30 protein-coding genes are annotated in these 25,726 nt (G+C 42.7%); 20 read left to right on the top strand and 10 right to left on the bottom strand.

Going from position 1 to position 25,726, the window contains the following annotated elements:
• The first annotated feature begins 77 nt into the window (after positions 1–77).
• The gene (gene pgpB, locus RAC86_RS15985) at positions 78–689 is read left to right on the top strand and encodes a phosphatidylglycerophosphatase PgpB (protein ID WP_072566438.1); all 612 of its coding nucleotides are present in this window, start codon (positions 78–80) and stop codon (positions 687–689) included.
• 60 nt (positions 690–749) lie between these two features.
• Positions 750–1,064: a shape determination protein YodL gene (gene yodL / locus RAC86_RS15990; RefSeq protein WP_003218144.1), complete on the top strand. Its 315-nt coding sequence runs from the start codon at positions 750–752 to the stop codon at positions 1,062–1,064.
• Positions 1,065–1,102: 38 nt separating this feature from the next.
• On the opposite strand, the gene RAC86_RS15995 is transcribed toward yodL, so the two are convergent.
• Positions 1,103–1,228 (bottom strand): hypothetical protein, encoded by a 126-nt coding sequence (locus RAC86_RS15995; protein ID WP_003218142.1) that lies wholly within the window; start codon positions 1,226–1,228, stop codon positions 1,103–1,105.
• A gap of 202 nt (positions 1,229–1,430) precedes the next feature.
• On the opposite strand from RAC86_RS15995, the gene deoD reads away from it, so the two are divergent.
• On the top strand, positions 1,431–2,132 hold the full coding sequence (deoD, locus tag RAC86_RS16000) for a purine-nucleoside phosphorylase (protein WP_014114112.1): 702 nt from the start codon (positions 1,431–1,433) through the stop codon (positions 2,130–2,132).
• An 82-nt stretch (positions 2,133–2,214) separates the two neighbouring features.
• Complete coding sequence (ldcB, locus tag RAC86_RS16005) at positions 2,215–3,036, top strand: LD-carboxypeptidase LdcB (protein WP_061188135.1); 822 nt, start codon at positions 2,215–2,217, stop codon at positions 3,034–3,036.
• 82 nt (positions 3,037–3,118) lie between these two features.
• On the opposite strand, the gene RAC86_RS16010 is transcribed toward ldcB, so the two are convergent.
• Together RAC86_RS16010 and RAC86_RS16015 are read right to left on the bottom strand one after the other, a co-directional pair.
• A complete protein-coding gene (locus RAC86_RS16010) occupies positions 3,119–3,370 on the bottom strand; it encodes a KOW domain-containing RNA-binding protein (RefSeq protein WP_014114110.1) in 252 nt (83 codons plus the stop codon).
• Positions 3,371–3,457: 87 nt separating this feature from the next.
• A complete protein-coding gene (locus tag RAC86_RS16015; protein ID WP_072183149.1) occupies positions 3,458–4,159 on the bottom strand; it encodes a class I SAM-dependent methyltransferase in 702 nt (233 codons plus the stop codon).
• Between the two features lie 152 nt (positions 4,160–4,311).
• Here RAC86_RS16015 and ctpA point away from each other — a divergent pair, with 152 nt between their 5' ends.
• A complete protein-coding gene (gene ctpA, locus RAC86_RS16020) occupies positions 4,312–5,712 on the top strand; it encodes a carboxy-terminal processing protease CtpA (RefSeq protein WP_072566437.1) in 1,401 nt (466 codons plus the stop codon).
• A 33-nt stretch (positions 5,713–5,745) separates the two neighbouring features.
• Here the strand turns inward: ctpA and RAC86_RS16025 are convergent, their stop codons facing one another.
• A complete protein-coding gene (locus RAC86_RS16025; RefSeq protein WP_003220083.1) occupies positions 5,746–7,236 on the bottom strand; it encodes a sodium:solute symporter family protein in 1,491 nt (496 codons plus the stop codon).
• Positions 7,236–7,436, bottom strand: coding sequence for a DUF3311 domain-containing protein (locus RAC86_RS16030; RefSeq protein WP_014114107.1), 201 nt, complete (start codon positions 7,434–7,436; stop codon positions 7,236–7,238). Before RAC86_RS16030 ends, RAC86_RS16025 begins: the two co-directional genes overlap by 1 nt.
• 183 nt (positions 7,437–7,619) lie before the next feature.
• Between RAC86_RS16030 and RAC86_RS16035 the strand changes: the two genes are divergently transcribed.
• Positions 7,620–8,531: a ring-cleaving dioxygenase gene (locus RAC86_RS16035; RefSeq protein ID WP_072566436.1), complete on the top strand. Its 912-nt coding sequence runs from the start codon at positions 7,620–7,622 to the stop codon at positions 8,529–8,531.
• Positions 8,532–8,546: 15 nt separating this feature from the next.
• On the top strand, positions 8,547–9,149 hold the full coding sequence (locus RAC86_RS16040; RefSeq protein ID WP_061188141.1) for an alpha/beta hydrolase: 603 nt from the start codon (positions 8,547–8,549) through the stop codon (positions 9,147–9,149).
• 43 nt (positions 9,150–9,192) lie between these two features.
• Here RAC86_RS16040 and RAC86_RS16045 read toward each other — a convergent pair whose 3' ends face one another.
• Entirely contained in the window at positions 9,193–9,801 is a 609-nt protein-coding gene (locus RAC86_RS16045; protein ID WP_014114104.1) for a nitroreductase family protein, read from the bottom strand.
• A gap of 129 nt (positions 9,802–9,930) precedes the next feature.
• Here RAC86_RS16045 and yodB point away from each other — a divergent pair, with 129 nt between their 5' ends.
• Entirely contained in the window at positions 9,931–10,269 is a 339-nt protein-coding gene (gene yodB / locus RAC86_RS16050; RefSeq protein WP_004399427.1) for a transcriptional regulator YodB, read from the top strand.
• 328 nt (positions 10,270–10,597) lie between these two features.
• Here yodB and RAC86_RS16055 read toward each other — a convergent pair whose 3' ends face one another.
• Entirely contained in the window at positions 10,598–10,987 is a 390-nt protein-coding gene (locus RAC86_RS16055; RefSeq protein WP_061188142.1) for a tautomerase family protein, read from the bottom strand.
• Positions 10,988–11,341: 354 nt separating this feature from the next.
• Between RAC86_RS16055 and RAC86_RS16060 the strand changes: the two genes are divergently transcribed.
• Positions 11,342–12,676 carry a gluconate:H+ symporter gene (locus tag RAC86_RS16060; protein WP_038429153.1) on the top strand — a complete coding sequence of 445 codons (1,335 nt, stop codon included), beginning with the start codon at positions 11,342–11,344 and terminating at the stop codon, positions 12,674–12,676.
• 84 nt (positions 12,677–12,760) lie between these two features.
• Positions 12,761–12,997: a hypothetical protein gene (locus RAC86_RS16065; RefSeq protein ID WP_377885861.1), complete on the top strand. Its 237-nt coding sequence runs from the start codon at positions 12,761–12,763 to the stop codon at positions 12,995–12,997.
• Positions 12,998–13,031: 34 nt separating this feature from the next.
• On the opposite strand, the gene RAC86_RS16070 is transcribed toward RAC86_RS16065, so the two are convergent.
• Entirely contained in the window at positions 13,032–13,505 is a 474-nt protein-coding gene (locus RAC86_RS16070) for an Hsp20/alpha crystallin family protein (RefSeq protein WP_015383878.1), read from the bottom strand.
• Between the two features lie 99 nt (positions 13,506–13,604).
• Between RAC86_RS16070 and rarD the strand changes: the two genes are divergently transcribed.
• From rarD to bshB2, 4 genes are all read left to right on the top strand, one after another.
• Complete coding sequence (gene rarD, locus RAC86_RS16075) at positions 13,605–14,501, top strand: EamA family transporter RarD (protein ID WP_015383877.1); 897 nt, start codon at positions 13,605–13,607, stop codon at positions 14,499–14,501.
• 75 nt (positions 14,502–14,576) lie between these two features.
• Positions 14,577–14,855, top strand: a complete 279-nt coding sequence (locus tag RAC86_RS16080; RefSeq protein ID WP_003231211.1) for a hypothetical protein — start codon at positions 14,577–14,579, stop codon at positions 14,853–14,855.
• On the top strand, positions 14,852–15,202 hold the full coding sequence (locus RAC86_RS16085; RefSeq protein WP_003231213.1) for a YojF family protein: 351 nt from the start codon (positions 14,852–14,854) through the stop codon (positions 15,200–15,202). Before RAC86_RS16080 ends, RAC86_RS16085 begins: the two co-directional genes overlap by 4 nt.
• Before the next feature lie 18 nt (positions 15,203–15,220).
• Positions 15,221–15,886, top strand: a complete 666-nt coding sequence (gene bshB2 / locus RAC86_RS16090) for a bacillithiol biosynthesis deacetylase BshB2 (protein ID WP_003231215.1) — start codon at positions 15,221–15,223, stop codon at positions 15,884–15,886.
• Positions 15,887–15,911: 25 nt separating this feature from the next.
• Here bshB2 and rsbRC read toward each other — a convergent pair whose 3' ends face one another.
• Together rsbRC and RAC86_RS16100 are read right to left on the bottom strand one after the other, a co-directional pair.
• Complete coding sequence (rsbRC, locus tag RAC86_RS16095) at positions 15,912–16,760, bottom strand: RsbT co-antagonist RsbRC (protein ID WP_003231216.1); 849 nt, start codon at positions 16,758–16,760, stop codon at positions 15,912–15,914.
• Positions 16,761–16,775: 15 nt separating this feature from the next.
• Positions 16,776–18,134 carry an MATE family efflux transporter gene (locus RAC86_RS16100; RefSeq protein WP_144500738.1) on the bottom strand — a complete coding sequence of 453 codons (1,359 nt, stop codon included), beginning with the start codon at positions 18,132–18,134 and terminating at the stop codon, positions 16,776–16,778.
• Between the two features lie 265 nt (positions 18,135–18,399).
• Between RAC86_RS16100 and cdaS the strand changes: the two genes are divergently transcribed.
• The 6 genes from cdaS to RAC86_RS16130 all read left to right on the top strand — a co-directional run.
• Positions 18,400–19,023: a cyclic di-AMP synthase CdaS gene (gene cdaS, locus RAC86_RS16105; RefSeq protein ID WP_072174170.1), complete on the top strand. Its 624-nt coding sequence runs from the start codon at positions 18,400–18,402 to the stop codon at positions 19,021–19,023.
• A 235-nt stretch (positions 19,024–19,258) separates the two neighbouring features.
• On the top strand, positions 19,259–20,476 hold the full coding sequence (locus RAC86_RS16110) for a macrolide family glycosyltransferase (RefSeq protein ID WP_345806259.1): 1,218 nt from the start codon (positions 19,259–19,261) through the stop codon (positions 20,474–20,476).
• A 379-nt stretch (positions 20,477–20,855) separates the two neighbouring features.
• The gene (gene cwlS, locus RAC86_RS16115) at positions 20,856–22,100 is read left to right on the top strand and encodes a D-gamma-glutamyl-meso-diaminopimelic acid endopeptidase CwlS (RefSeq protein WP_377885862.1); all 1,245 of its coding nucleotides are present in this window, start codon (positions 20,856–20,858) and stop codon (positions 22,098–22,100) included.
• Positions 22,101–22,192: 92 nt separating this feature from the next.
• Entirely contained in the window at positions 22,193–22,783 is a 591-nt protein-coding gene (locus RAC86_RS16120; protein WP_041053964.1) for a superoxide dismutase family protein, read from the top strand.
• A gap of 63 nt (positions 22,784–22,846) precedes the next feature.
• Positions 22,847–23,761: an AAA family ATPase gene (locus RAC86_RS16125; RefSeq protein ID WP_010886530.1), complete on the top strand. Its 915-nt coding sequence runs from the start codon at positions 22,847–22,849 to the stop codon at positions 23,759–23,761.
• Between the two features lie 10 nt (positions 23,762–23,771).
• Positions 23,772–25,726 (top strand): nitric oxide reductase activation protein NorD (locus RAC86_RS16130; protein ID WP_377885863.1); only part of this gene is annotated, 1,955 nt, incomplete at its 3' end.

Consider the following 25,726-nt stretch of genomic DNA (forward strand, 5'->3'; position numbering starts at 1 on the left):
TTTAAAACCGGAGCGATCAGCTCCGGTTTTATTATTCGTGATCTATGACTTCTGTGAAAATCGAGGTGGTTAAATTGTTGTACAAGCCCGTTAGTCTGTTTCTTTTCTTTCTTTTTCTAGCTGTGGCCATTCATACAAATGCTGTTCAATCAGCGGATGAAGCGATAAGCAAGGCAGCTGTTTTGATCCGTCAGCCATGGCTTAATGATGTCATGACAGGGATAACACATCTTGGTGCTTCTTCTATTCTGCTCCCTCTTATCGTGATCATTGGAGCGGGTCTGTTTTTTTACAGAAAAACATGGGACGGCCTTTTGATGCTCTTGGTATTCGGTGCGGATCGGCTGTTAAACAAAGTCTTAAAAGAATGGATCGAACGAGTGAGGCCTGATTTTGCACCACTGGTTCATGAATCATCCTTCAGCTTTCCGAGCGGCCATTCCATGAATGCTGCCTGTGTCTATCCTGTCATTGCCTACTTTTTAGTGAAACACCTCCCATTTTTGTCCAAACATAAAAAAATAGTATATACCATAGCCGGTTTAATTACAGTTTTGGTCGGCATAAGCAGAGTCTATCTTGGGGTTCATTTTGTAACCGACGTGTTAGGAGGCTTTAGTCTTGGTTTGCTGCTGTTTTTCCTAGTAAAAGGTTTTGACGAAAAGATGGAGCGGTTTCGACAAAAATAGAGAGAGGAAAACGTGACAAAAACGCCAATATGTTAAAGAAATAAAAGGGAGGGGATCTTGATGATGTTATCCGTGTTTAAAAAGAAGTCTTGTTCCTATGACGTGACAATATTTCAGACACCCCGGTTTGGCGAAAAAAAGGGCTACAGAGCCGTCTATCGAACTGAACTCAACGGGAGCGATCATCAAGACGTACTGAAAAGAGCATTCTCTTTATTTAATGTATTTGACACCGTTCCAAGTGATTATGATGCGAGATTTATGGCCACAGGGGACGTGATTTTGATTGATGAAGGCAGAAAAGGGAAAACATATTACAAGCTGCTTCCTGCCGGATGGAGGAAAATTAATCGTTTAATTGTACAAACGACATAATGAAAAGAAAACTGCGGATTTCCGCAGTTTTCTGCAGTTTAAGGCTTGCGTTTGGCCGCGGAATACTCTTTCCCGTGCGCCTCTTCAGCTGCAATTACATCTTTTGCGGGTATATGATTGTTCTTTTTTTGGCCGGTGATCCGGTTGCGCTGTTTTTTACCCATGTCTCATCCCTCCTTCCTGCGGTTAGGTTTTCAAATAAACACCTCGATTATCCCGTTTTTCTCAGGAAGTGCCCAAACGGCCTTGGAACATTTCTTTTTTCGCCAGATTCCTTTATAATCAATGCTGAAGTTTGTCACACCATGACATTCGTTGTAAAATGAACGGACTGGATGATAATTTAGATTTACAGGAGGATATGAGATGAGTGTACATATAGGTGCTGAAAAAGGACAGATTGCGGACACAGTGCTTTTGCCGGGAGATCCTCTCAGAGCAAAATTTATTGCTGAAACGTATCTTGAAAATGTAGAATGCTACAATGAAGTCAGAGGCATGTATGGATTTACGGGTACATATAAAGGCAAAAAAATCTCCGTGCAAGGCACGGGAATGGGCGTTCCGTCTATTTCAATTTATGTGAATGAATTAATTCAAAGCTATGACGTGCAAAATCTAATAAGAGTAGGTTCTTGCGGCGCTATCCGTAAAGATGTCAAAGTGCGAGACGTCATTTTGGCGATGACCTCCTCAACTGATTCACAAATGAACAGAGTCGCTTTCGGAAGCATTGATTTTGCGCCTTGCGCAGATTTCGAGCTTTTAAAAAATGCCTATGATGCTGCAAAAGATAAAGGCGTCCCGGTGGCGGTAGGAAGCGTATTTACAGCTGACCAGTTCTACAACGACGATTCGCAAATCGAAAAGCTTGCAAAATACGGTGTGCTGGGCGTTGAAATGGAAACAACTGCATTGTATACATTAGCAGCGAAGCACGGAAGAAAAGCGCTGTCAATCCTCACCGTGAGTGATCACGTATTAACAGGAGAAGAAACAACAGCGGAAGAGCGTCAAACTACTTTTCATGATATGATAGAAGTGGCTTTACATTCCGTATCACAATAAAATAAATCAAGAGGCGTGCTGGGTGCCGGCAGCCTCTTCTTTGTGAATGCGGAAACGATTGATAAAAGGAAGGTAATGTAATATGAAAAAGTCCGGTAAATGGTTCTCACTGGCTGCCGCTCTGAGTGTAACGGCAATAGTCGGAGCCGGCTGCAGCATGTCGAATGGAGATGCTCAAAAGGATACGAAAACCACAGCAGAAACAAAGCAAACAGAACAACAAACAACTGACAGCAAAAAAACAAACACTCAAGACAGTGAGTTTTCATTGGAAAGCAAATATTTCAATGATACTAAAAAAGTAGACGGTCTGGAAACCATTCAAAATCCAGAAAATATACTCGCGCTTGTCAATAAACAATACGCACTGCCCGGAAACTATGAACCTGGCGATCTAGTCATACCTGATGTAGAGTTTTCTTTTGAAGAAAAGATTCAAAAGCGTTACATCAGAAAGGAAGCGGCCGACGCATTAAAAACGATGTTCGATGCTGCGAAAAAGGAAGGCTATGAATTGGCAGCTGTCTCGGGGTACCGTTCGTACGATAGACAGAAAGTCATTTTTGACAATGAAGTAAGCCTAAAAGGGGAAAAGAAGGCAAAGGAAGCGGTCGCTTACCCGGGTGAAAGCGAGCACCAAACAGGCCTTGCGATGGACATTTCGAGCCGGAGCAATGGCTTTGAGCTAAATGAAGCGTTCGGAAGCACGGCCGACGGAAAATGGGTACAGGACAATGCTTATAAATATGGCTTTATCATTCGCTATCCGAAAAATAAAGAGGATATCACGAAATATGAATATGAGCCATGGCACCTGCGTTATGTAGGCAAAAAGGCCGCAAAGGTCATGCAAGATAATGATTTAACGCTCGAAGAATACTTTGAAAAAGTGAAGAAAATCTAAAAGAGAAAGCCCGCTTACAATTGATAAGCGGGCTTCATTGTGTCTGGTGAATCTAGCAATTGATCAGATATTTATTCTACGCTTACCAGAAGAATAAACCAGCCAGAGCCACTCCTGCAATTAAACCGAGGGAAATACCATAAGCTGCTCCATATCCCCAATAACCGCCCCAATATCCGTAACCGAAGCCTCTTGGCCCTGCGCCGGTCGGAGCTATATAAACTTTGTCTCTTGTGACACGGGTAATTCTGCCGACGTGAACTCTTCCGCCCCTCTCTGTAATTCTGACGACTTTACCTTGATGGTTTCGGCAAAGATGGTAATATCTCTCCAATATTGTTTCCCTCCTAAACTGACTTTCTATCAGCATATGATAGATAGGGAAAAAAGGTTGGACGAAAACAGGGGGCGATACGCCGTTTTACTTATACGCGATAAAGATACAATGACCCATATACTCACTATATATCTGCATGAGTTCATAATGTGTTTGAAGCGTATCGTAATAAATAGGAGCAATCGTTTGCGATAAATCCATTTCTGTCGTTGGCTCAAATTCCATGTCATCCGGAAGAAGTGTTATCGCTTTAGTACTTTGAAAGCCATAAGACTTCAAGTTTTTATGCCACTCGGTTTCTTCATGTAAACAAGTAAAACCGTAGAAATCCATCATTTGCTGTTTTTCTGCAGGGGGCATCGGTTTTTTTAAAGCTGCTTCTATACCAATCAGCATCCCGCCGGGCTTCAATACTCTTGAAATTTCTTGAAGTGAGGATGTCAGATGGGAAAAACTGAGGACCGATTCTGACAGGACGCAGGAAAAGGACTCAGAAGAAAACGGGAGGTGTGCCAGCTCCGCCTGATATGCAGGGATGGCAAGCCCTTCATTTGCAAATCTTTTTTTTGCTTTCTCAAGCATGATAGGGTCTTTATCAACGACTGTTACAGGATACAGCAAATGTCCTAAATAAGCCGCAGTTTGGCCTGTTCCGCATCCGGCATCAAGAATCGGCTGATTCGGGGAGGGCGCAGCCTTTTGCAAGACCGCTTTTGAAAAAGCGAGCCCACCTGGATGTGCTCCTGCGACACCGAATAAGGACAGCATTTCTAAATATCGGCTCAATATCAAATCCTCCTTTTTCTTTATCATATGTCGTATAGAGACATAGGTTTATGAAAAGCGAAAGAAGGGCGTTTCTCTTTCATTTCTGCTCCGAGTTGACGAATAAGTATTCGTCCATGATAATATTGTAAGAAGAAAAAGGTGGTGTTTAATTGAAACGGCAATTAAAACTGTTTTTTATTGTGCTGATCACTGCGGTTGTCGCTTCGGCGCTTACTTTATTTATTACGGGCAATTCCAGCATCCTAGGCCAAACATCAGCAAGCATGGGAGACAGCAAGTTCGACAAATTAAATAAAGCGTATGAGCAAATCAAAAGTGATTATTACCAAAAAACAGATGATGACAAATTAGTAGACGGAGCAATTAAAGGAATGATTCAGTCTCTGGATGATCCGTATTCCACATATATGGATCAAGAGGCAGCAAAATCATTCGACGAGACGATTTCTGCATCCTTTGAAGGAATCGGAGCCCAAGTAGAGGAGAAAGACGGAGAAATCCTTATTGTGTCGCCAATTAAAGGTTCACCTGCTGAAAAAGCCGGAATCAAACCGAAGGACCAAATCCTAAAGGTGAACGGAAAAAGCGTTAAAGGCATGAATGTAAATGAAGCCGTCGCTTTAATCCGAGGCAAAAAGGGCACAAAAGTGAAGCTTGAGCTGAACAGAGCGGGAGTTGGAAATATCGATCTTTCCATTAAGCGCGATACCATTCCTGTAGAAACCGTCTATTCCGAGATGAAAGACAACAACATCGGCGAAATCCAAATCACTTCTTTCTCTGAAACAACTGCTAAAGAGCTGACAGATGCGATTGACAGTTTAGAGAAAAAAGGCGCCAAAGGCTATATTTTAGACTTGAGGGGCAACCCGGGCGGCTTAATGGACCAGGCGATTACGATGAGCAACCTGTTTATTGATAAAGGGAAAAACATCATGCAGGTTGAATACAAAAACGGTTCAAAAGAAGTCATGAAGGCCGAAAAAGATCGAAAAGTGACCAAGCCGACTGTTGTTTTAGTAAATGACGGCACAGCCAGCGCCGCGGAAATTATGGCCGCTGCCCTTCATGAATCGTCAGGCATACCGTTAATCGGCGAAACGACATTTGGCAAAGGCACGGTTCAAACAGCAAAAGAATATGATGATGGCTCTACCGTCAAACTGACAGTCGCCAAATGGCTGACTGCCGACGGTGAATGGATTCACAAAAAAGGCATCAAGCCTCAAGTGAAAGCAGAGCTGCCTGATTACGCGAAGCTGCCGTATTTGGACGCGGATAAAACGTACAAATCAGGTGATTCAGGCACAAACGTCAAAGTAGCTCAGAAAATGTTCAAAGCACTTGGCTACAAGGTAAAGGTTAACAGTACGTATGACCAGGATTTTGTATCTGTGGTTAAACAGTTCCAGAAAAAAGAGAAGCTGAAAGAAACAGGTGTACTGACTGGTGATACAACAACGAAATTAATGACAGAACTTCAAAAGAAGCTCGCAAATAATGATACGCAAATGGAGAAGGCAATTGAAACACTGAAAAAAGAAATGTAAAAAAACCATACGCGGCTACCGCGTATGGTTTTTTTATGCACCCTTTTGATTCGGGTCAGCGTCTTGTTTTTTACCAAATAAACCTTCAATGACAGGATTGGATCCTGCCTTCTTGACGAACAGCGGATTCAGAATAACCACAGCGATGATGTTGGCGGCCAATCCCCAGAACCCTTCATAAATGCCATGTGCGGATTGAGTGGTATACACAATAAACGTTACTGCAAGGCCGACTAATAATCCGATAACCGTCGCTTCTTTCGTTTGATGCTTCCAGAATAGGCTGACAGCAATTGCCGGGAAGATTTGCACCATGCCGGATACACCTAATAGCTGAAGTGTCACTAAGGCAGTCGGGAACAGCATTCCAAACAGAAGCGCAAGGCCGATGACAACAAACACCATTGAACGTGTGATAAGGGTCAGCTTGCTTTGAGACACATTCGGATGAATCAAATCGCGGTACAAGTTATTGGCGAACAAATTTGATGCCCCGATTGCCATGATGGAACAAGGAATCAAAGAAGCAAGAGCGATCGTGGCATATGCAAAACCTTGTGCCACGCCGCCGTATGATGTTTGAATCAAATGCAGCAGCGCCAGTCTTGGGTTTGTATCTTCCGGCAGGACAAGAAAGGCGATAAAGCCAAGAAAAATGACCAAAATTAACACAATGTTATAAAGCGGCAAAAACATGCTGTTTTTTCTTACTGCATCGGCGCTTTTCGCTGTGAAAACTCCTGTAGCGGCATGTGCCCACATAAAAAGCGCCAGGGCGGAAACAATAGATGCTGTGATAAACCAAGGAATGCCTTTTGGCCCTTCTGCCGGTATCGTCAGCATTTGCGGCGCTTCCTTCACTAACGTGTCAATCATTGGTGTCCAGCCGTTAAAATGAATGAGAGGGAGGGACACCACCATAAACAGCATAATAACCCATACTAAAATGTCTTTAATGATGGCTGTAAAGGTAGGCCCTTTAATCCCGCTGAAAAACGTGTAAAGAGCAACAAGAATAAATGAGATGATGACAACGAATTTTACGTTAATATACCCGGTGCCGGCAACTTGGAGCGTATCTTGAATGCCGCTCAGCTGAAGGCATATGTACGGAATAAGCATGAGCACACCGACGATGGCAACAAGGCTTGCTAAAAGCTTACTGTCAAAACGTTCCCGTGCGTAATCTGCGAGTGTTGTTAATTTGTGAATTTTCGCAACTTTCCAAAGTTTCGGCAGGAAGAAGTAGGCGATAAAGTAGGCCAAGACAGAATAAGGAATGGCGAAAAATGCAACACTTCCGCCTGTAAAAGCAGTACTGGTTAACCCTAAGAAAGTATAGGCCGTATAGAGGTCGGCGCCTACTAAAAACCAGACGAGAAGACCGCCGAAGCGTCTGCCGCCGACAGACCATTCTTCCACCGAAGTGCGTGAGGATTTGTCTCTTCCGGCGAGAAACCCGATACAGACAACAGTTAAAACGATAATAGCTGTAATGAGAAGTGCAGTCAGATTCCCTTGCATTATTCAAGTCCTCCATCTTTTTTTTGCATCTGGTAAATGCCAAACGAGCATAACGGCGTAATGATAATCCACAGCAGCAGCCAAAAGTGGAAAAACGGAAGGCCGAAAATAATCGGTTCAATTCGATTCACAAGCGGCAATAGCGCAAGCTGAACGAATGGCAAAAGAATGAGAATAACAATAAGTGCTTTTTTAACCATTTACTTTCCTCCTGAATCATGATAATGCTCACTATAATAGCAGTTGTAAGAAAAGATCACAAGATAATTATTAGAAAAAAATGATTTTTTCAATTATTTAATCAAAACACATGGTTTGCATCCTCTTCAATAAAGGTTTAAAATAATAAATATCTTGAAATCGAGATAAATAGGAGTGGGAAAATGAAAACAGAAGGATTGCACCATGTCACAGCATTTGCCAGAGATCCGCAAGAAAACTTGCGATTTTATACAGAAGTGCTCGGGCTGCGGCTTGTTAAAAAAACAGTAAACTTTGATGATCCCGGAACGTATCATTTTTACTTCGGGAATCAAAATGGAGATCCCGGTACAATTATGACCTTTTTTCCGTTCCAAGGAAGCGGACAGGGAACGGTAGGCAAAGGCCAAGCGGGCCGGGTGTACTTTTCAGTTCCTAAGGGCTCCCTGACTTTTTGGAAGGAACGTCTTGAGAAAAACGGGTTGAACTTAGAGGAGAAAACGTTATTCGGTGAAAAGGGTCTTATTTTTGATGATACGGAAGACCTTCCGCTAGCGATTATGGAGGATGCGAAAAGCGGGAAAAGCGAGTGGACGCCTGACGGCATTTCACAATATGAAGCGATTACGGGAATGAAAGGCGTGCTGCTGTATTCCTATGACCCGCAGGCGACCATTCAATTGTTAACGGAAAGCTTTGGATACACCAAAGCGGCGGAAGAAGGCCAGATTGTCAGATTGACATCCTCAGCGACCATTGGTGGCGTCATTGACGTGCATCTACACCCTGAAAAAAGAGGGGGAGGAGGTTATGGCACGGTACACCATGTAGCGTTTCGGACAACAAAAGAGGAACAGGCGAATTGGCTGCCGATTATTGCGGAAAACCATCTTCCTTCGTCAGAAATCCTTGACAGAGAATACTTTACATCCATTTATTTCAGGGAAAAAGGCGGTATCTTATTTGAAATCGCCACAGATGAACCTGGCTTTATGACAGATGAAACGTTTGATGAGCTGGGAACCTCATTAAAACTGCCTGAATGGCTGGAGAAACATAGACAACAAATTACAGACATTTTGCCTGAACTTTAGAAAGGGGATTTTACAATGAAGTATATTTATGAAAAAGGGACATCTGACAATGTGCTTTTGCTGTTACATGGCACTGGCGGAAATGAACACGATCTGCTTTCATTAGGACGGTTTATAGACCCTCATGCCCATTTGCTTGGTGTTAGAGGATCGGTGCTTGAAAATGGAATGCCGCGATTTTTCAAACGCCTGAGTGAAGGTGTCTTTGATGAAAAGGATCTCGTGGAGCGCACAAGGGAATTGAAAAATTTTATCGATGAGGCTGCAGAAACGCATCAATTTGACCGCGGCCGAGTGATTGCGGTCGGTTATTCAAACGGCGCAAATATTGCGGCAAGCCTTCTTTTCCATTATAAAGATGTTTTAAAAGGGGCTATTCTGCATCATCCGATGGTTCCGATTCGCGGTATCAAGCTACCTGATATGACTGGACTCCCTGTTTTTATCGGTGCCGGGAAATACGACCCTCTCTGCACGAAGGAAGAATCAGAAGAGCTTCACCGCTATTTACGTGACAGCGGGGCATCAGCCTCCGTTTACTGGCAGGATGGGGGCCATCAGCTGACTCAGCATGAAGCTGAACAGGCTCGTGAATGGTACAAAGATGCGATTGTTTAAAAAAACCTTAGTCCGTAATTCGGACTAAGGTTTTTTCATATCCTTACAGCCAAGTTGACACTTTTGAAAGCGGTAAGCGATTGCTTTGATGAGCAGGTTTCACTGCTTTTCCGATTGAAATAAGCATAACCGGTACATAGCGCTCACTGATATCAAATTGCTTTTGGAACTGCTCTTTGTTAAATCCGCCGATTGCGCAAGTGTCATAACCTTTTGCTTTTGCGGCAATCATAAGCTGCATAGCTGCTAAAGAAGCATTTAAGAAAGCGGAATCACGTGCGAATTGCTCGCTTTGGTAGGCACCGTTGATTTGGCCGAGCAATGTTTGTTTGATTTCATCTGTAATATAGCCTTGGCTTGCTAATTCAGCGTAAACTTCTTCACCGTTTTCATTTGCTTTTAAATCGCCTAAAATGGCAACAACAGCAGAAGACTCAACGATTTGTTTTTGATTATACGCTATAGGAAGAAGCGTTGCTTTTGATTCATCGCTGTGAAATACAGTGAAATGCCAATGCTGAAGGTTCCAAGCTGAAGGCGCTTTAACGGCAAGGTCCAATAGCTCGGTAAGCTCCTCTTTAGAGATCGGGGCATTTGTATCATATTCCTTTACAGATGCACGTGCTTTCAAAACATCCAGAGTATTCGTCATAGTGTTTCCTCCTTCGGATAAACGTGGTATGATAATAGAAAAGTTAGAAGCTTACTAAATGTAACTTGAAAGATTATTGTAATGGATCATTGAATACATGTCAATCAATAGATGAAGGGATGAGGACTTGTGGGAAATACAATGTGCCCTAAAATGGAATCCGCTTTCTCATTGTTGGGAAAACGATGGAACGGTCTGATCATCCATGTGCTTATGGATGGGCCGAAACGGTTTAAAGAGATAACGGAAACAATTCCGATGATCAGCCAAAAAATGCTCGCAGAGCGCCTTAAGGAGCTTGAACAAAACGAGATCGTCGAACGGCAGGTTCTCCCTGAAACGCCGGTCAAAGTCATCTACACGCTGACTGAAAAAGGAACAGCGCTTCAAGCTGTATTCCAAGAGATGCAGGCATGGGCCGACCAATTTTGCGAGCCCGGTGACACAGTGTGCGAAGAAGAGAAATAAGGAAAGGGCTCGGGGAACGAGCCTTTGTTTCAATGATAAAGTCATGTAAGGGGTGGTTCATACCGTTTACATGACTTTTTATATTTGTCAGAATGAATTCTGAAATTTTATATTTAAACCCGGTCAGCTTCCATTGGAATTACATTGGCATCGAAACTGGATGTAAAAAAGGAGATCTAGGCTCTATCCACCAAATTTGGATCACTCCGTTATACTTCGTCTTGCTGGCTGTTTTCGTTCTGATGATTTCCGCTTTTGTCAAAAAGAAATGAGAGAATAAAAGAGAGAGCCTCTGCTGAAGCTCTCTCTTTTACTATGTTTCATTATTTTATAGTTTTCCATTCAAAAATTGCGCCTCACCGAGTCCGAAACTCCAGTCTGCGTCACCATTCTCGGTAATGGAAACCATTAGGTCTTCTGGGGAAATACCGCATTCTGCTTCTAGCTTTTCAGCCAGCAGGGCATACAATTTTTCCTTTTGGCTTTCTGTTCTTGTTTTGCTTGTCATACTGATGATGACTAGATCTTTGCTTCTTTGAAACCCTAATCCTGTATCCTGGATAATAAGCTCATTTTCCGGATGCTGATGGACAATTTGATAACGGTCTCTTTCCGGAACACCAAACGCTTCGACCATTGCTTGGTGGGCAGTATCTAATAACAATTGCAGTGATTTTTCGTCACGGCCTTCAATTAAATCGAAACGTAATAATGGCATGTGAATTCCTCCTCTTGTGAAGTTGTAATCCGTTTGTTTTCACATTGTGATTTGCTTTCAGACAATAAATAGATTTAGATTGGCTGCTTACTTGATAAAAAACATAACACATAACCAAAAGTTAATCAACATATAACTAAAAATATTTAGACAGGCGATAGGTAATCGAGAAAAACTCATAAAACAATTGACAGTCCTAGATTAGGAGATTAGTATGAATATACTAGTTAACCAAAAGATGACAATTATATAACCAAGACGTTTTTTTAGTTATTGGTGAAAACGTTTTCTTTTTAAAGTGCCGAAACATTGTCATGATATTCATTTTTAAAACACATTTGGTGGAGGGGTACCATGCCGATTTTAATTGTTGCTGTCGGAGTGCTGATTCTGTTATTTCTCATTATTAAAGTAAAATTAAATACCTTTGTCTCACTGATTGTCGTTTCATTTTTAGTAGCCATCGGACTTGGAATGGATATCAATAAAATTGTTCTTTCAATTGAGACTGGAATTGGCGGGCAGCTGGGGCATTTAGCTTTAGTGTTTGGACTTGGCGCGATGCTTGGGAGGCTTGTCTCTGATGCTGGGGGCGGCTACCGGATTGCCATTACGCTGATTGACAAATTCGGGAGGAAACGAATACAGGCGGCGGTTGTAGTTGCCTCTTTTATCATCGGTATTGCGCTGTTTTTTGAAGTGGGTCTTGTTCTGTTGATACCGATTGTTTACGCGATTGCTAAAGAATTAAAAATGCCTTTTCTGTATCTGGGAATCCCGATGGCCGCCGCCTTAAATGTTACTCACGGATTTTTGCCCCCGCATCCTGCTCCAACTGCTATCTCAGTTGCATACGGTGCTCATATTGGCCAGGTGCTGCTTTTTGGAATCATCATCGCTGTTCCGACAACTGTGATTGCCGGGCCTTTATTTAATAAATTTGCGATGAAACGTTTTCCTGGTGCGTATCAAAAGCATGGAAACTTATCGGGGTTAGGACCAAGGAAAGAATTTCAGCTGGATGAAACACCGGGCTTTGCGATCAGTGCTGTCACGTCTTTATTCCCGGTTATCTTTATGGCAATGGCAACAGTTTTTTCTTTATTATTGAATGAACATTCAAAAGGAAAAGACATTATAGAATTTATCGGCACTCCGGGAACGGCAATGCTCATTTCGCTGTTGCTTGCACTCTATACGATGGGATATGCCCGTAAAATATCTATGCAGGAAATCAGCAGATCTATTTCAGAATCAATTTCGCAAATTGCGATGATGCTGCTCATCATAGGAGGGGGAGGAGCGTTTAAACAGGTGCTGATTGACGGCGGGGTCGGCGATTATGTCGCTGATTTTTTCCGTCAAACAAACATGTCGCCGCTATTCGTTGCATGGACCATCGCCGCGGTTTTGCGTCTGTGTCTAGGCTCTGCTACCGTGGCTGCGCTTACCACAGCGGGAATGGCAGCTCCGCTTATGGAGGCTGGCAGTGTAAACCCCGCGTTAATGGTGCTTGCAACAGGAGCCGGCAGTGTCATTGCGTGTCATGTAAATGATGCAGGATTTTGGATGGTAAAGGAATTTTTCGGCTTGAGCATGAAAGAAACATTTCAAACCTGGACGCTGCTTACAACAGTTCTTTCGGTTACAGGGCTCGGCTGTGTGTTATTGGCAGGGCTTGTGATGTAACAATCATAGACAGTCCGTAGCCCAATCGTTTTTCTTCCTTACTGAATACTTTACGTATAGGCAGACATAAAGGAGGAAAAAATCATGTACCCTCATCATTCGTATTATCGCGGAATCCCAGGTCCAGCCGGATATCCGGCGCGTAGTCCTTTTTTGTTTGGCGCTCCTCTAGTCGGCGGTTTATTAGGCGGTTTTCTCGGGAGTGCGCTGTTTAACTATTCTCGTCCCTATGCCTATCCTCCTGGCCCTTATGGATACGGAGGCGGACCGTACGGTTTTGGTGTCGGCGTGCCATACGGGGGATATCCCGGCTTCTATTAATAAAAAACGGCCTGCATCGATTGCAGGCCGTTTTTTATCGGATGATTTCTACCTCGGACATATTGTAGTCTTGCTGTTTTTGAAACATGACTTCCAGAAGGCCATCCTTATAGACGGCTTTTGTTCCTTTGCGTTTGACTAAACAAGGAAGATTTACTTTTTTCGGATGATCTGCTCTTGGGAAGTTTTCCAACCATAATTCGTGAGATGTGTGTTTGATTCTCACTTGTTCCAGCCATTCTTCGCTGATTGGCACCTTTACAAACACATGGTCTGCAGTTTCGAATATATCAATATCAGGTTTGACATCAGGTTTTGCATCAGGTTTGGCGGGCTGTTCTTTTTGGGGGAGAGGATCGCGGAAAGGAAATTGAGCCGCATAATCGCTGCCGAACACACTTTCCATCACACGATTGACATACGTTTCAACTTCTTTCGGATCAGCTTTTTTTAATGCTTCTTTAGAAAATTGATTGTGGAAAGGAAAGTACTTGTTCCACTCAAACATTGTCTTCACATCCTTTCTTCACGGACAAAATAGTATATGCCCGCCAGATCTTTCACGTGATATAATATAAGATGCTCTAAAGAAAGGCAGGGATATAAAATGCAATATTCAGAAACAAAAAAAGGCGTTATTTACACAGCCGTTTCCTTTATCATGTGGGGCCTGTTTCCGCTCTATTGGAAGCTTCTCGAACAGCTGCCGGCTCTTGATATTTTGGCTCATCGTATTATATGGTCTTTTGTTTTTATGTGTATCGTACTTTTTTTCTTGCGGCAATGGAAAATAGGATGGCAGGAGCTGCGCTCTCTGAAAAAGAACGGAGGGATCCTCTCTTTATTTCTTGCTTCTATCCTGATTTCGATCAACTGGTTTGTATACATATGGGCTGTCAACCATGGCTTTTTGCTTGAGGCTAGTCTTGGCTATTACATTAATCCGCTTGTATCAGTGCTCCTTGGGATTTTATTTTTAAAGGAAAAACTGAATCGCCTGCAATTAGTGGCCGTTTCGATTGCGGCAGCCGGTGTCATCATCTCGGCGTTCCAATACGGCTCCATTCCTTATGTTGCGCTTCTGCTCGCATTCAGCTTTGGGCTGTACGGGTTAAGCAAAAAAAGAACAAGCCTGCCGAGCGCCATCGGTTTAACGCTGGAAACATTCATGATTATGCCCATTGCATTGGGGTATTTGCTGTTCAGCGGACATGTTCAGCCAGCGGGTGCAGAAAGCGGAGGGACGTGGCTGCTTCTCTTTTTGGCCGGTGTGTTTACGGCTTTGCCGCTCTTATTGTTTGCGGAAGGAGCGAAACGGCTGCCACTGTATCAAGTCGGTATCTTACAATATATTGCGCCGACCATTACTCTTCTGATCGGGCTGTTTGTTTACCATGAGCCATTTTCAAGCTCGAAGGCTTTTACATTCAGCTGTATATGGGCTGCGCTGCTCTTGTTTACGTTTTCACAAGTGAAGTGGAAACGGGCGTCAAAAAGCCATTGAGGCCTTTGGCTTTTCAGCTGATGCATATATTATGTATAATCATTTCATGTATGTAAGTCATAAAGGAGCAAGACGATGGACAATGATAAAGAGATAGTGAAAGCCTATGCTTCACTTTGGAATAACCGATCTCTCGCACATGATGACGCAGAAGCGGTAGCAGAGGCGATTGATCTTGAGCTCTTGGATAAACGAACACATCCAAGACTCCGAAAACCGATGCTGGAAAAATATTTTGCCGCGATTCAGCGCATTGTGAATTCACAGCTCGAACCGGCTGTGAAATATCAGCTGGTCAAATTACATACAGAACGTGCAGAGTATTTAAAAGAAGAAAGAGGGGAGCAATCATGAAAGCGATCATAAAAGAAGATGTGCAAGCATCTTTAGAACGATATGCGGACCGCCCTGTATATATCCATTTAGAAACCACCACAGGTTCTTATTCAGCGCACTTAAATGAAAAGAACATGACGGTTGTTGCGTATATCCGCAATGCAAAAGTCACTTATCATCAGGCAAAAATCAAAGGCAACGGGCCTTACCGCGTTGGCTTGAAAACAGAAGAAGGCTGGATTTATGCTGAAGGCTTGACTGAATACACGGTAGATGAAGAAAACCGTTTATTAATGGCGGGACACCTGCCGGGCGGTAAACTGGCTATTTCTCTGCAAATCAGCGAAAAACCGTTCACAGTTTAAAGAAAAGGGTGAATAATAATGAAAGAACATGTACTAGTAATCCTGCCTCACCCTGATGATGAATCATATGGAGTGGCAGGTCTAATTGCCTTAAACAGAAAAAAAGACATTCCCGTTACGTATGCCTGCGCCACTTTAGGTGAAATGGGCAGAAATATGGGCGATCCATTTTTCGCGAATCGTGAAACGTTGCCGCTGCTAAGAAAACAAGAGCTCATCAACGCTTGCAAAGAAATGGATATCAATGACCTTCGTATGCTTGGACTCCGTGACAAAACGCTCGAATTTGAAGATGATGAGTATTTAGCTGATATCATGGAAGAGATCATAGATGATGTAAAACCAAGTTTAATTGTCACATTTTATCCCGGACACGGTGTGCACCCTGACCATGATGCATGCGGGGAAGCGGTTATCCGTGCATTATACCGCAAAAAGAAAGAAGACCGTCCGCGCACAATCTGCATGGCCATTACCCGCAACAGAGAAGAGGTTCTCGGCGAAGCTGATGTCGTGCTTGATATCAAAGAAGTAGCTGATATTAAAATGAATGCGTTAAGAGCTCACCGCACACAAACAGAAGGCATGCTCAGAGAGCTTGAAGAGAAATTGAAAAATAATGAACCTGTTATGGCAACATGGTTTGAAGAAGAAATATATTGGACGTATCAATGGAATGATTAATCAAAAAGGTATAAGGCCTTAAGCCTTATACCTTTTTTAATTTTAAGTCCGATGCAATTGCTGAAGCGAGAGTGGATCTCAAGGAAATACCTTCGAAAGACAAACCTAGCTGAACCGCTGTTTGCGCGATTTCCGGACGGATTCCAGACAAAGTTGAAGAAACACCGATTAAACGAAGCGCCTCAATCAGACTGAACAGCTGATGGGCAACCATCGTATCAATCACAGCTACTCCTGACAAATCAATATACAGTTGTGTCACCTTTTTTTTCGCACATTGATGCAGTGTGTTTTCCATAATCAACTTGGCGCGGACTGTATCAATATCTCCGATTAAAGGCAGCAGTCCGACGCTGTGAAACAGCACGATGACCGGAGCGCTCAATTCAGTAATCATATCTTTTTGGGCCTGAAGCTGAAGGCTTGTGTTTTTGTACATTTCTTCTATAAAAATATGAATCACAAGATCAAACGCTTTTATAAGGGCGTGATACAGGTCTTCGGCTTCTTCGCTTTTCACAGTATTCTGATTGAGATGGACAAATTCTTTCACATAGGAAACATATAAATCTCTCACTCTGACAAACTCCCGAATAATATAGTGGATAGGAGTTTTTAAATGCTCTTGATCCTGTGTGACTTCAAAGGCCCATTCTTTCAGTATAGGCAAGTATACGTCCTCATCATCTATAAAAATACGGTTTATTTTATAGTTAAAGGCAAGATTCTGGCTCTTTAAATTGTGAATGACAACAGGGTCTGTTGAGGCATAAATGGAATTGGGATCAGTCTCCTCGATTGTTTCATACCATGTTGAACTGATGGTTTCCGCATGCTGGGAAAGATACTCGAATAATTTTTTGTTTTTTGCCATGATTGATCACCTCTTTTAAATATGTTGTTTTTGCGAATAACGTTTTTGCAGTTTTGCCAGCCTGAAAAACAGCCCAACTGCTCCGGCGGCGAGTCCCGCTATTAATCCAATCCAATAGCCGAATGCACCGAGGCTTGTAAACGTACCGACCATAAAACCGACCGGAAGGCCAATGACCCAGTAAGAGACAAAAGCGGCCGCAAGTGTATAGTTCACATCTTTGTACCCTCTGAGTGCTCCCTGGATCGGTGCGGCAACAGCATCGGAAAGCTGAAAAAATAGCGCATAAATTAAAAAATGCTGTGTCAGCCGGAGCACATTGGGGTCAGAAGTGTACATGCCCGCAATTTGCTCTCTGAATAAAAGGATACAGGCGGCAGTGAACAAAGAAAAGCCGATCGCCATCATGATGCCGATTAAGCTATATGAGCGTGCATCCTTAAAACGGGCTGCACCCGCTTCAAATCCGACAACAATTGTTAGAGCCATGGACACGCTAAGCGGCAGCATATATAAAAGAGACGCAAAATTCATGGCTGCCTGGTGGGACGCGATGGTCACTGTATGAAAATGGCTCATTAGAAGCGTGACAGCTGCGAAAATGCTCGTTTCAAAAAACACGGCGAACCCAATAGGCAGCCCGATTTTGAGCAAATTTTTGCATGCTTTCCAAGAGAACTTATACATGGTAAGAAAAATCCCGTATTCAGAAAACGGTGCGTTTTTATGAATAATGAAAAAACTGATGATGCAGATACACCAGTAAGTTAACGCGGATGCCAGCCCCGCGCCTACACCCCCAAGTGCCGGCATTCCGAACTTCCCGAAGATAAATACATAATTCAATACAAAATTGATTGGAAGAGAACTGAGTGTAATCATCATGGTGACTCTCGTTTTTCCTAATGAGTCGATGAATGATCTCAACACGGTGTAAACAAATAAAGGGAAAATTCCCAGTGATAAAAAGCCTAAAAAGTGTTTAGCAATCTGATGCACGTGAATATCAAGATTCAATCGGCCAAGAATAAGGTCAACTGCAGCATATCCAATCACTAAAACGGCGATGCTAAGAAGCGCGGCCACGTATACAGCTTGTAAAACAGTAAAGGGAATCTTCTGTTTTTTCTCTGCGCCTAATAACTGAGCGACAATCGGGGTGACCGCCATTAATATACCTGCAAGTCCTGTGTAAACAGGGGTCCAAAGGCTTGAGCCAATGGCGACACCAGCTAAATCAGCGGGGCTGACTTTCCCTGACATCACCGTATCTAGAAAAGTCATAAGAGAAAGCCCCGCCTGGGTAATGAATATCGGTATTAAAATGTGCAAGAGCTGTTTGATTTTTTCCCGGGCGTTTTGAGTTTCTTTCATACATTGATCTCCGTTTCTTTTTCATAACGAGAGAAATTATAACATTTTATGTATAAAAAGCAATGAACGCCGGGCCTATTCTTTTTTTGTCGGTTTCGTTTTTCTAAACATTTGGGCATAAATAAAAGAAAGCGAAATCACGCCTAAAAAGGTGCAAATATACTGAATGATTCTTTCGATTTCCATTCTTTACATCCCTCCTTTACCAATAGAATGTGCATCAATAAGATAAGCATTCGTGAAAAGTTGGAAATTTGAACAGGAGATGAAGATTATGCGCTATGAGCAGATATCAGAAAATGCGTTCAAGGGGAAAATACAGGTGTACCTAGAGCAAATATTAGGTGATGCATCTCTAATCTTGAAAACGCTTCACGAAAAAGACCAGTGTCTCCTTTGTGAATTAGATGAATTAGGGCACATTTTTCAGGACATGCAGGGGATCGCATCCTCCTTTTATTTGCAATCATACATTGAGGAATTTACGCCGGCATTTATTGAGCTGGCCAAGGCGATTAAAGCCTTATCGGAACATAAGCATGGAGCTTTAATTGTGATTGAAAGAGCAGATCCGGTTGAACATTTTATTCAAAAAGGCACCTCCCTACACGCCGAGATCAGCTCTTCATTAATTGAAAGCATCTTTTTCCCCGGAAACCCTCTTCATGACGGCGCTTTGTTAGTGAGGGAAAACAAACTCGTGTCAGCAGCCAATGTGCTCCCGCTGACGACGAAGGAAGTGGATATCCATTTGGGAACCCGGCACCGGGCGGCTCTCGGTATGTCGGGCTATACGGATGCACTGGTGCTCGTGGTTTCAGAGGAAACAGGGAAGATGTCGTTTGCCAAAGACGGTGTATTATATCCGTTAATTTCACCAAGAACGTAAAAATAATAAAAAGGGCCTGATTAAGAATCCTATCATGAGACAAAATGACTGAATTCGTATCTTTATTAAAGCATTCGCTTCAAGCTGAATGCTTTTTGTCTTGAAGACAGGAAATATAAACTGGTAGAAAAGTTATATGTAATGAATATTAATTAAGTGAAATACTTTACCTGTTTATGTATTTATAGTACCGTATAAAATATTACATAAATTTTCAAAGGAAGGGTGCTGTCGCATGGCTAATGTATTAATGATCGGTTTTCCCGGTGAAGGGCATATTAATCCCTCTATCGGTGTGATGAAGGAGCTGAAATCCCGGGGAGAAAACATTACGTACTACGCAGTGAAGGAATATAAAGAAAAAATCACAGCTCTTGATATAGAGTTTCGTGAGTATCATGATTTCAGAGGAGATTACTTCGGGAAAAACGCAACCGGCGATGAAGAAAGAGATTTCACAGAAATGCTCTGCGCTTTTTTGAAAGCCTGTAAGGATATCGCGACTCATATTTATGAGGAAGTCAAACATGAATCGTATGATTATGTCATATATGATCACCATCTTCTCGCGGGTAAAGTCATTGCCAACCTGCTGAAGCTGCCAAGATTTTCATTGTGTACAACCTTTGCGATGAATGAGGAATTTGCGAAGGAAATGATGGGAGCGTACATGAAAGGATCACTTGAAGATTCGCCTCATTATGAATCATACCAGCAGCTTGCAGAAACTTTAAATGCTGATTTTCAAGCAGAGATCAAGAAGCCATTTGATGTTTTTTTAGCTGATGGTGACTTGACAATCGTCTTTACATCAAGGGGATTTCAGCCACTGGCTGAGCAATTTGGCGAGCGATATGTATTTGTCGGTCCTTCCATTACAGAAAGAGCCGGAAACAATGATTTCCCATTTGATCAGATTGACAATGAAAACGTGCTGTTTATTTCAATGGGAACCATTTTTAATAATCAAAAGCAGTTTTTTAATCAATGCCTTGAGGTTTGTAAGGACTTTGACGGTAAAGTTGTGCTTTCTATCGGCAAGCATATTAAAACAAGTGAGTTAAACGACATTCCGGAGAATTTCATTGTACGCCCGTATGTCCCTCAGCTTGAGATCTTGAAAAGAGCCAGCTTATTTGTGACACACGGCGGAATGAACAGCACAAGTGAAGGTTTGTATTTTGAAACCCCGCTCGTTGTCATTCCGATGGGAGGCGACCAATTTGTTGTCGCAGATCAGGTGGAAAAAGTCGGCGCAGGAAAAGTGTTAAAAAAAGAAGAATTATCTGAAAGCCTTCTGAAAGAGACGATACAAGATGTAATGAATAATCGTTCGTATGCTGAAAAGGCAAAAGAAATTGGACAATCACTGAAAGCGGCAGGCGGCTCTAAAAAAGCGGCCGATAGCATTCTTGAAGCTGTAAAACAAAAAACTCAATCAGCAAATGCATAGTGTAAAAGCCTGTTCTTATCGAAAGAACAGGCTTTTTGCCATTTCATAAGAATGCAGAGGAAGGGATTTGACACGCCGATAGAGAATTGATTAGAAAAATAGACAAGAAAGGAGGAGAAACTGCTTCGTTCATCAATAGAAAACCATCATTTTTACCCTCACTTAAATAGTTCCTTAGACTTTCGAAAAACATATCGTGCTTATGTAAAATGTTAGATGTTTATTTGAAGGTTTAAAGGTCGAACGATGCTGAAAATGCTGCCAAATGTTTGAAAAGGGTTTAATTTGCTGAAAAATTGACGATAAAACAGTTGTGTGCCATTTTTGGAAACAAAATACTAGCTGTTTTTGCAAAAAAACAGTTTAGGAGGTTGAATGAATGAAAAAGAAGATTGTAGCCGGTTTGGCTGTTTCTGCAGTTGTTGGGTCGTCGATGGCCGCAGCACTCGCGGAAGCAAAAACGATAAAAGTAAAAAGCGGTGACTCTCTTTGGAAACTTTCCCGCCAGTATGATACGACAATATCAGCTCTGAAATCCGAAAACAAATTGAAATCAACGGTGCTTTATGTCGGACAAAGCCTTAAGGTTCCTGAAAGCAGCAAAAAAAGCACGACATCCCCATCTAATTCAAGCAAAACATCAACATACACAGTTGCATATGGTGATTCCCTATGGATGATTGCTAAAAATCATAAAATGAGTGTTTCTGAGCTTAAAAGCTTAAACAGTCTGAGCAGTGACCTGATTCGTCCGGGGCAAAAGCTTAAGATCAAAGGGACAAGCAGTTCAAGCGGATCAAATGGATCAAAGAAAAACAGCGGTTCCAATTCTTCAGGTTCTTCAAAAAGTACATATACGGTCAAGCTTGGTGACTCACTGTGGAAAATCGCAAACAGCTTAAATATGACTGTAGCCGAATTAAAAGCCTTAAATGGCTTAACATCAGATACACTTTATCCTAAACAGGTGCTCAAAATAAAAGGAAGCAGTTCACCTAAGAACGGAAACAGCGGTTCCAAAAAGCCGTCAAACTCCAATCCCTCAAAAACAACGACGTACAAGGTAAAAGCAGGCGATTCGCTGTGGAAAATTGCAAATCGGCTCGGAGTCACTGTCCAAAGCATCCGTGATAAAAACAATTTATCATCGGATGTGTTGCAAATCGGGCAGGTTCTGACTATTTCGGGAGCATCAAAATCTAATCCTTCAAATCCGACAAAGCCAACAAAGCCAAAAGATAACTCAGGGTCAAACATTCAAATAGGTTCGAAGATTGACAGAATGATAACGGAAGCGAAAAAATATGTCGGAGTGCCTTACCGATGGGGCGGAAACACGCCTGCCGGTTTTGATTGCAGCGGCTTCATTTATTACCTCATTAATAATGTATCATCTATATCAAGATTGAGTACGGCAGGATATTGGAATGTCATGCAGAAAGTCAGCCAGCCGTCAGTAGGAGACTTTGTCTTCTTTACCACATATAAATCCGGCCCGTCTCACATGGGGATTTATCTAGGCGGCGGTGATTTTATTCATGCAAGCTCATCGGGCGTCGACATTTCCAATCTCAGCAATTCGTATTGGAAACAGCGGTACTTGGGCGCAAGAAGTTATTTTTAAAAATGAGTATGACAAAAAGCCTTTTATAGGCTTTTTTGTTTATACCAGACAATGATTGACCACACTGTTAGAAAAAACAAGGGGGAGACAGTATGTACCGTCTCTTGCTGTTGATGATGCTGACGGCACTGGGAGTTGCCGGATGCGGACAAAAAAAAACTCCAGACCCTCCTAACCGGGTGCCGGAAAAAAAAGTGGTTGAAACGTCAGCGTTTGGTCATCATGTCCAGTTGGTCAATCGTGAAGGGAAAGCAGTCGGCTTTATAGAGATCAAAGAATCAGATGATGAAGGCCTCGATATTCATATTTCCGCAAACAGCCTGCGTCCAGGTGCTTCTCTCGGTTTTCATATTTATGAGAAAGGTTCTTGTGTCAGGCCGGATTTTGAATCAGCGGGCGGTCCCTTTAATCCACTGAACAAAGAACACGGCTTCAATAATCCGATGGGGCATCATGCCGGAGATCTGCCGAACCTTGAAGTCGGTGCTGATGGAAAGGTAGATGTCATAATGAATGCGCCTGACACTTCACTGAAAAAAGGAAGTAAACTAAATATTCTCGACGAGGACGGAAGTGCATTTATTATTCATGAACAAGCGGACGATTATCTGACAAACCCAAGCGGCAATTCCGGTGCGCGTATTGTCTGCGGAGCCCTTTTGGGAAATAACGAGAAGCAGTAATATCATCCAAGCCCTTTTGTATTGAGCATACAGGGGCTTTTTTAGTATACTCGTTAATGGAATATGAATAGGAAAGGGAATCTGTCTATGACAACTCAACTACAGCACTTAACATTGCCGGAAGATATACAACAAAAGCTTTTATCATATAAAGAGCAGCCTATTTCCCCGGAGTTTCAATCGCTTATAGGAACATCAGGCTATGAGGCGGAGGATGAAGCCATTTTATTTGACGCCATTATTGCATTAGCCATGGGGAAAAATGTCCTGCTGAAAGGGCCTACAGGTTCAGGAAAAACAAAGCTGGCAGAAACATTGTCCAGCTATTTTCATAAACCGATGCACAGCGTCAACTGTTCAGTCGACTTGGACGCTGAGGCATTGGTCGGTTATAAAACGATTGAAAATCAATCTGGTCAGGCGACAATCGAGTTTGTTTCAGGACCTGTTACAAAGGCAATGAAGGAAGGCCATTTTCTTTATATAGATGAAATCAATATGGCGAAGCCGGAAACACTGCCTATTTTAAACGGTGTATTAGATTACAGAAAAATGATGACAAATCCGTTTACAGGCGAGGTCATACGGGCTAAAAGCGGTTTCGGAGTCATTGCAGCCATCAATGAAGGCTATGTCGGAACTGTTCCTCTGAATGAAGCGTTGAAAAACCGTTTTGTCATCATTGATGTGCCTTATATTAAAGGCGAGCTGCTGAAACAAGTGCTCATGTCTCAGTCAGCCTTGAAAGACGAGAAATTGATTGACAGATTTATCACGCTTTCCTCTGACTTGATCGTTCAGGCCAATAACGGACAGGTGTCTGAAGAAGCGGCATCCATCAGAGCTTTAATCGATACATGTGATTTAGCTGCTTATATTCCGCCGCGTCGTGCCATTGAGCGGGGAATTGTAGAAAAGCTTGATGATGATCGGGAAAAAGCGGCCGTCCGAAATATTGCAGAAACTCTATTTGAATGAGGGGGCTGCGATGAAATTTATCAAATTTAACGACAGCACGATTGATTCATTTTTATTTATGATGCTGACTGATTTGGCCAAAACACTCACCAAGAGTGAAGCGGTAGAAGTGGAGTATGGCGTTCAGTCCTATTACAATCCATTTGAAAAGAAAATCTATATGAGCCACTTTTGGAAAGACAGGGCAGCTGAGGACATGGAAGCGGGTCTGAAAAGCGACGTCTACCTGCGTTCAGTCGGAACAAGATATAGCTCGCTGCATGAGTTTGCGAACTTTTTGAATGATATCCATCGCCATCTTACGTTTAAAAGTTTTGCCAAGCAGCTCTTTATGCTGCTTGAAGACATTAGGATCGAAGAACGCATCAAACATGAGCGTCCGGGTACGAAACATGTATTTGCGAAGCGAAAAGACATGTACAGAAAACATTTCTCTACCCAGCTGACCTTAAATTTGGAACGAAGCATTTTTACCGATGCGCTCTTTTGCGCGATCTATGTCAAGCTCACAGCGGAATCGCCGCTTGAGACCCTTCCGTCCATGCGTGAAGATATCGATCTGATGCGCCCGTTTATTGAGCAGCAGCTCTTGCGTGTGTATGAAGCAGATTCGACACGGCAGGTTCTGAAAATTGTTGAGGACCTCATGGACGGACTTGAAGAGGTGCTCGATAAAGACATGTTGAACACCTACTTCTTTTTGCCTGAGCTTGACTACGCAAAAGCTGCAGAACAGCCGTTATTTGAAGAAGAGAAAAAAGCGCCGAAGCTGAGTGATGACATCACGCTTCCAAAAAAATCAGACGGTGATGAGGATATCCATGAAGAAGAAATGCCGACATGGCACCGGGAAACAGAAGCACCGTCTAAAAGCTTCCTTCAATTTGATATTGAACACGGCGCAAAATCAGATTTAGGAAAAGATGCTTCAAGGGAAGGCGACGATGGAGATCAGGCCCTTGGCTCTGTTCAAGGATCAGCCAGACAAACGAAACGGAAAGACTATTCCAAGCTGGAAGCGCTGGAGTCCCAAAAAGACCAGCCGAACGGAGCGGGTATGGCTGACGGCAAAGAAAATAAATATGCATTTCCAATTTATAAAGAACCGCAGCCGGCAACCAGTGAAGAAGAGCTTTCTTATAAACAGCAGGCAAAAACGATTGAATCGTATCAAAAGCGTTTGAAACAAATGATTCAAAAAACGCTTGAGCATAAAAAAACATTGCCGAGAACAGACCTTCATGCTGGGAGACTGAACAATAAGCTTCTTCGTTACTTCACTGAGCGAAATCCGCGCCTGTTCTACAAAAAGCAAGAACCATCTTCAGAAATCGACGCAGTTTTTACATTGCTGGTCGATTGTTCAGCCAGCATGTTCGACAAAATGGACGAAACAAAACGAGGAATCGTGCTGTTTCACGAAGCGTTGAAATCGGTAGCGGTTCCGCATCAGATTGTCGGTTTCTGGGAGGACACAAATGATGCGACCGAAACAAGCCAGCCAAACTATTTCAATACGGTTATTCCCTTCCAATCATCATTAAGACAAGAGTCTGGACCGGCCATTATGCAGCTTGAGCCAGAAGAAGATAACCGTGACGGGTACGCAATTAGGCAGATGACGAAAAAAATGCTGCATCGCAGCGAGGCGCAAAAGTTCTTAATTGTTTTCTCAGATGGAGAGCCGGCCGCATTTGGCTACGAACAAAATGGGATCGTCGATACAAGTGAGGCGGTTATCGAAGCCCGAAAAAGAGGAATAGAAGTGATAAATGTTTTTCTCTCCAACTCAGAAATAGAAGAATCGCAAATGAAGACGATCCAGGATATGTACGGAAAATTCAGTATATTTGTCCCGGATGTTGATCAGCTACCGGATGTTTTGTATCCGCTGCTGAAAAAACTGCTTCATAAAAGCATAGGAAAGCCCTTAATCCTATGCTTTTTGGCGTTTGTTTTTTCGAA

This window comes from Bacillus sp. LR_5 (assembly GCF_042709275.1).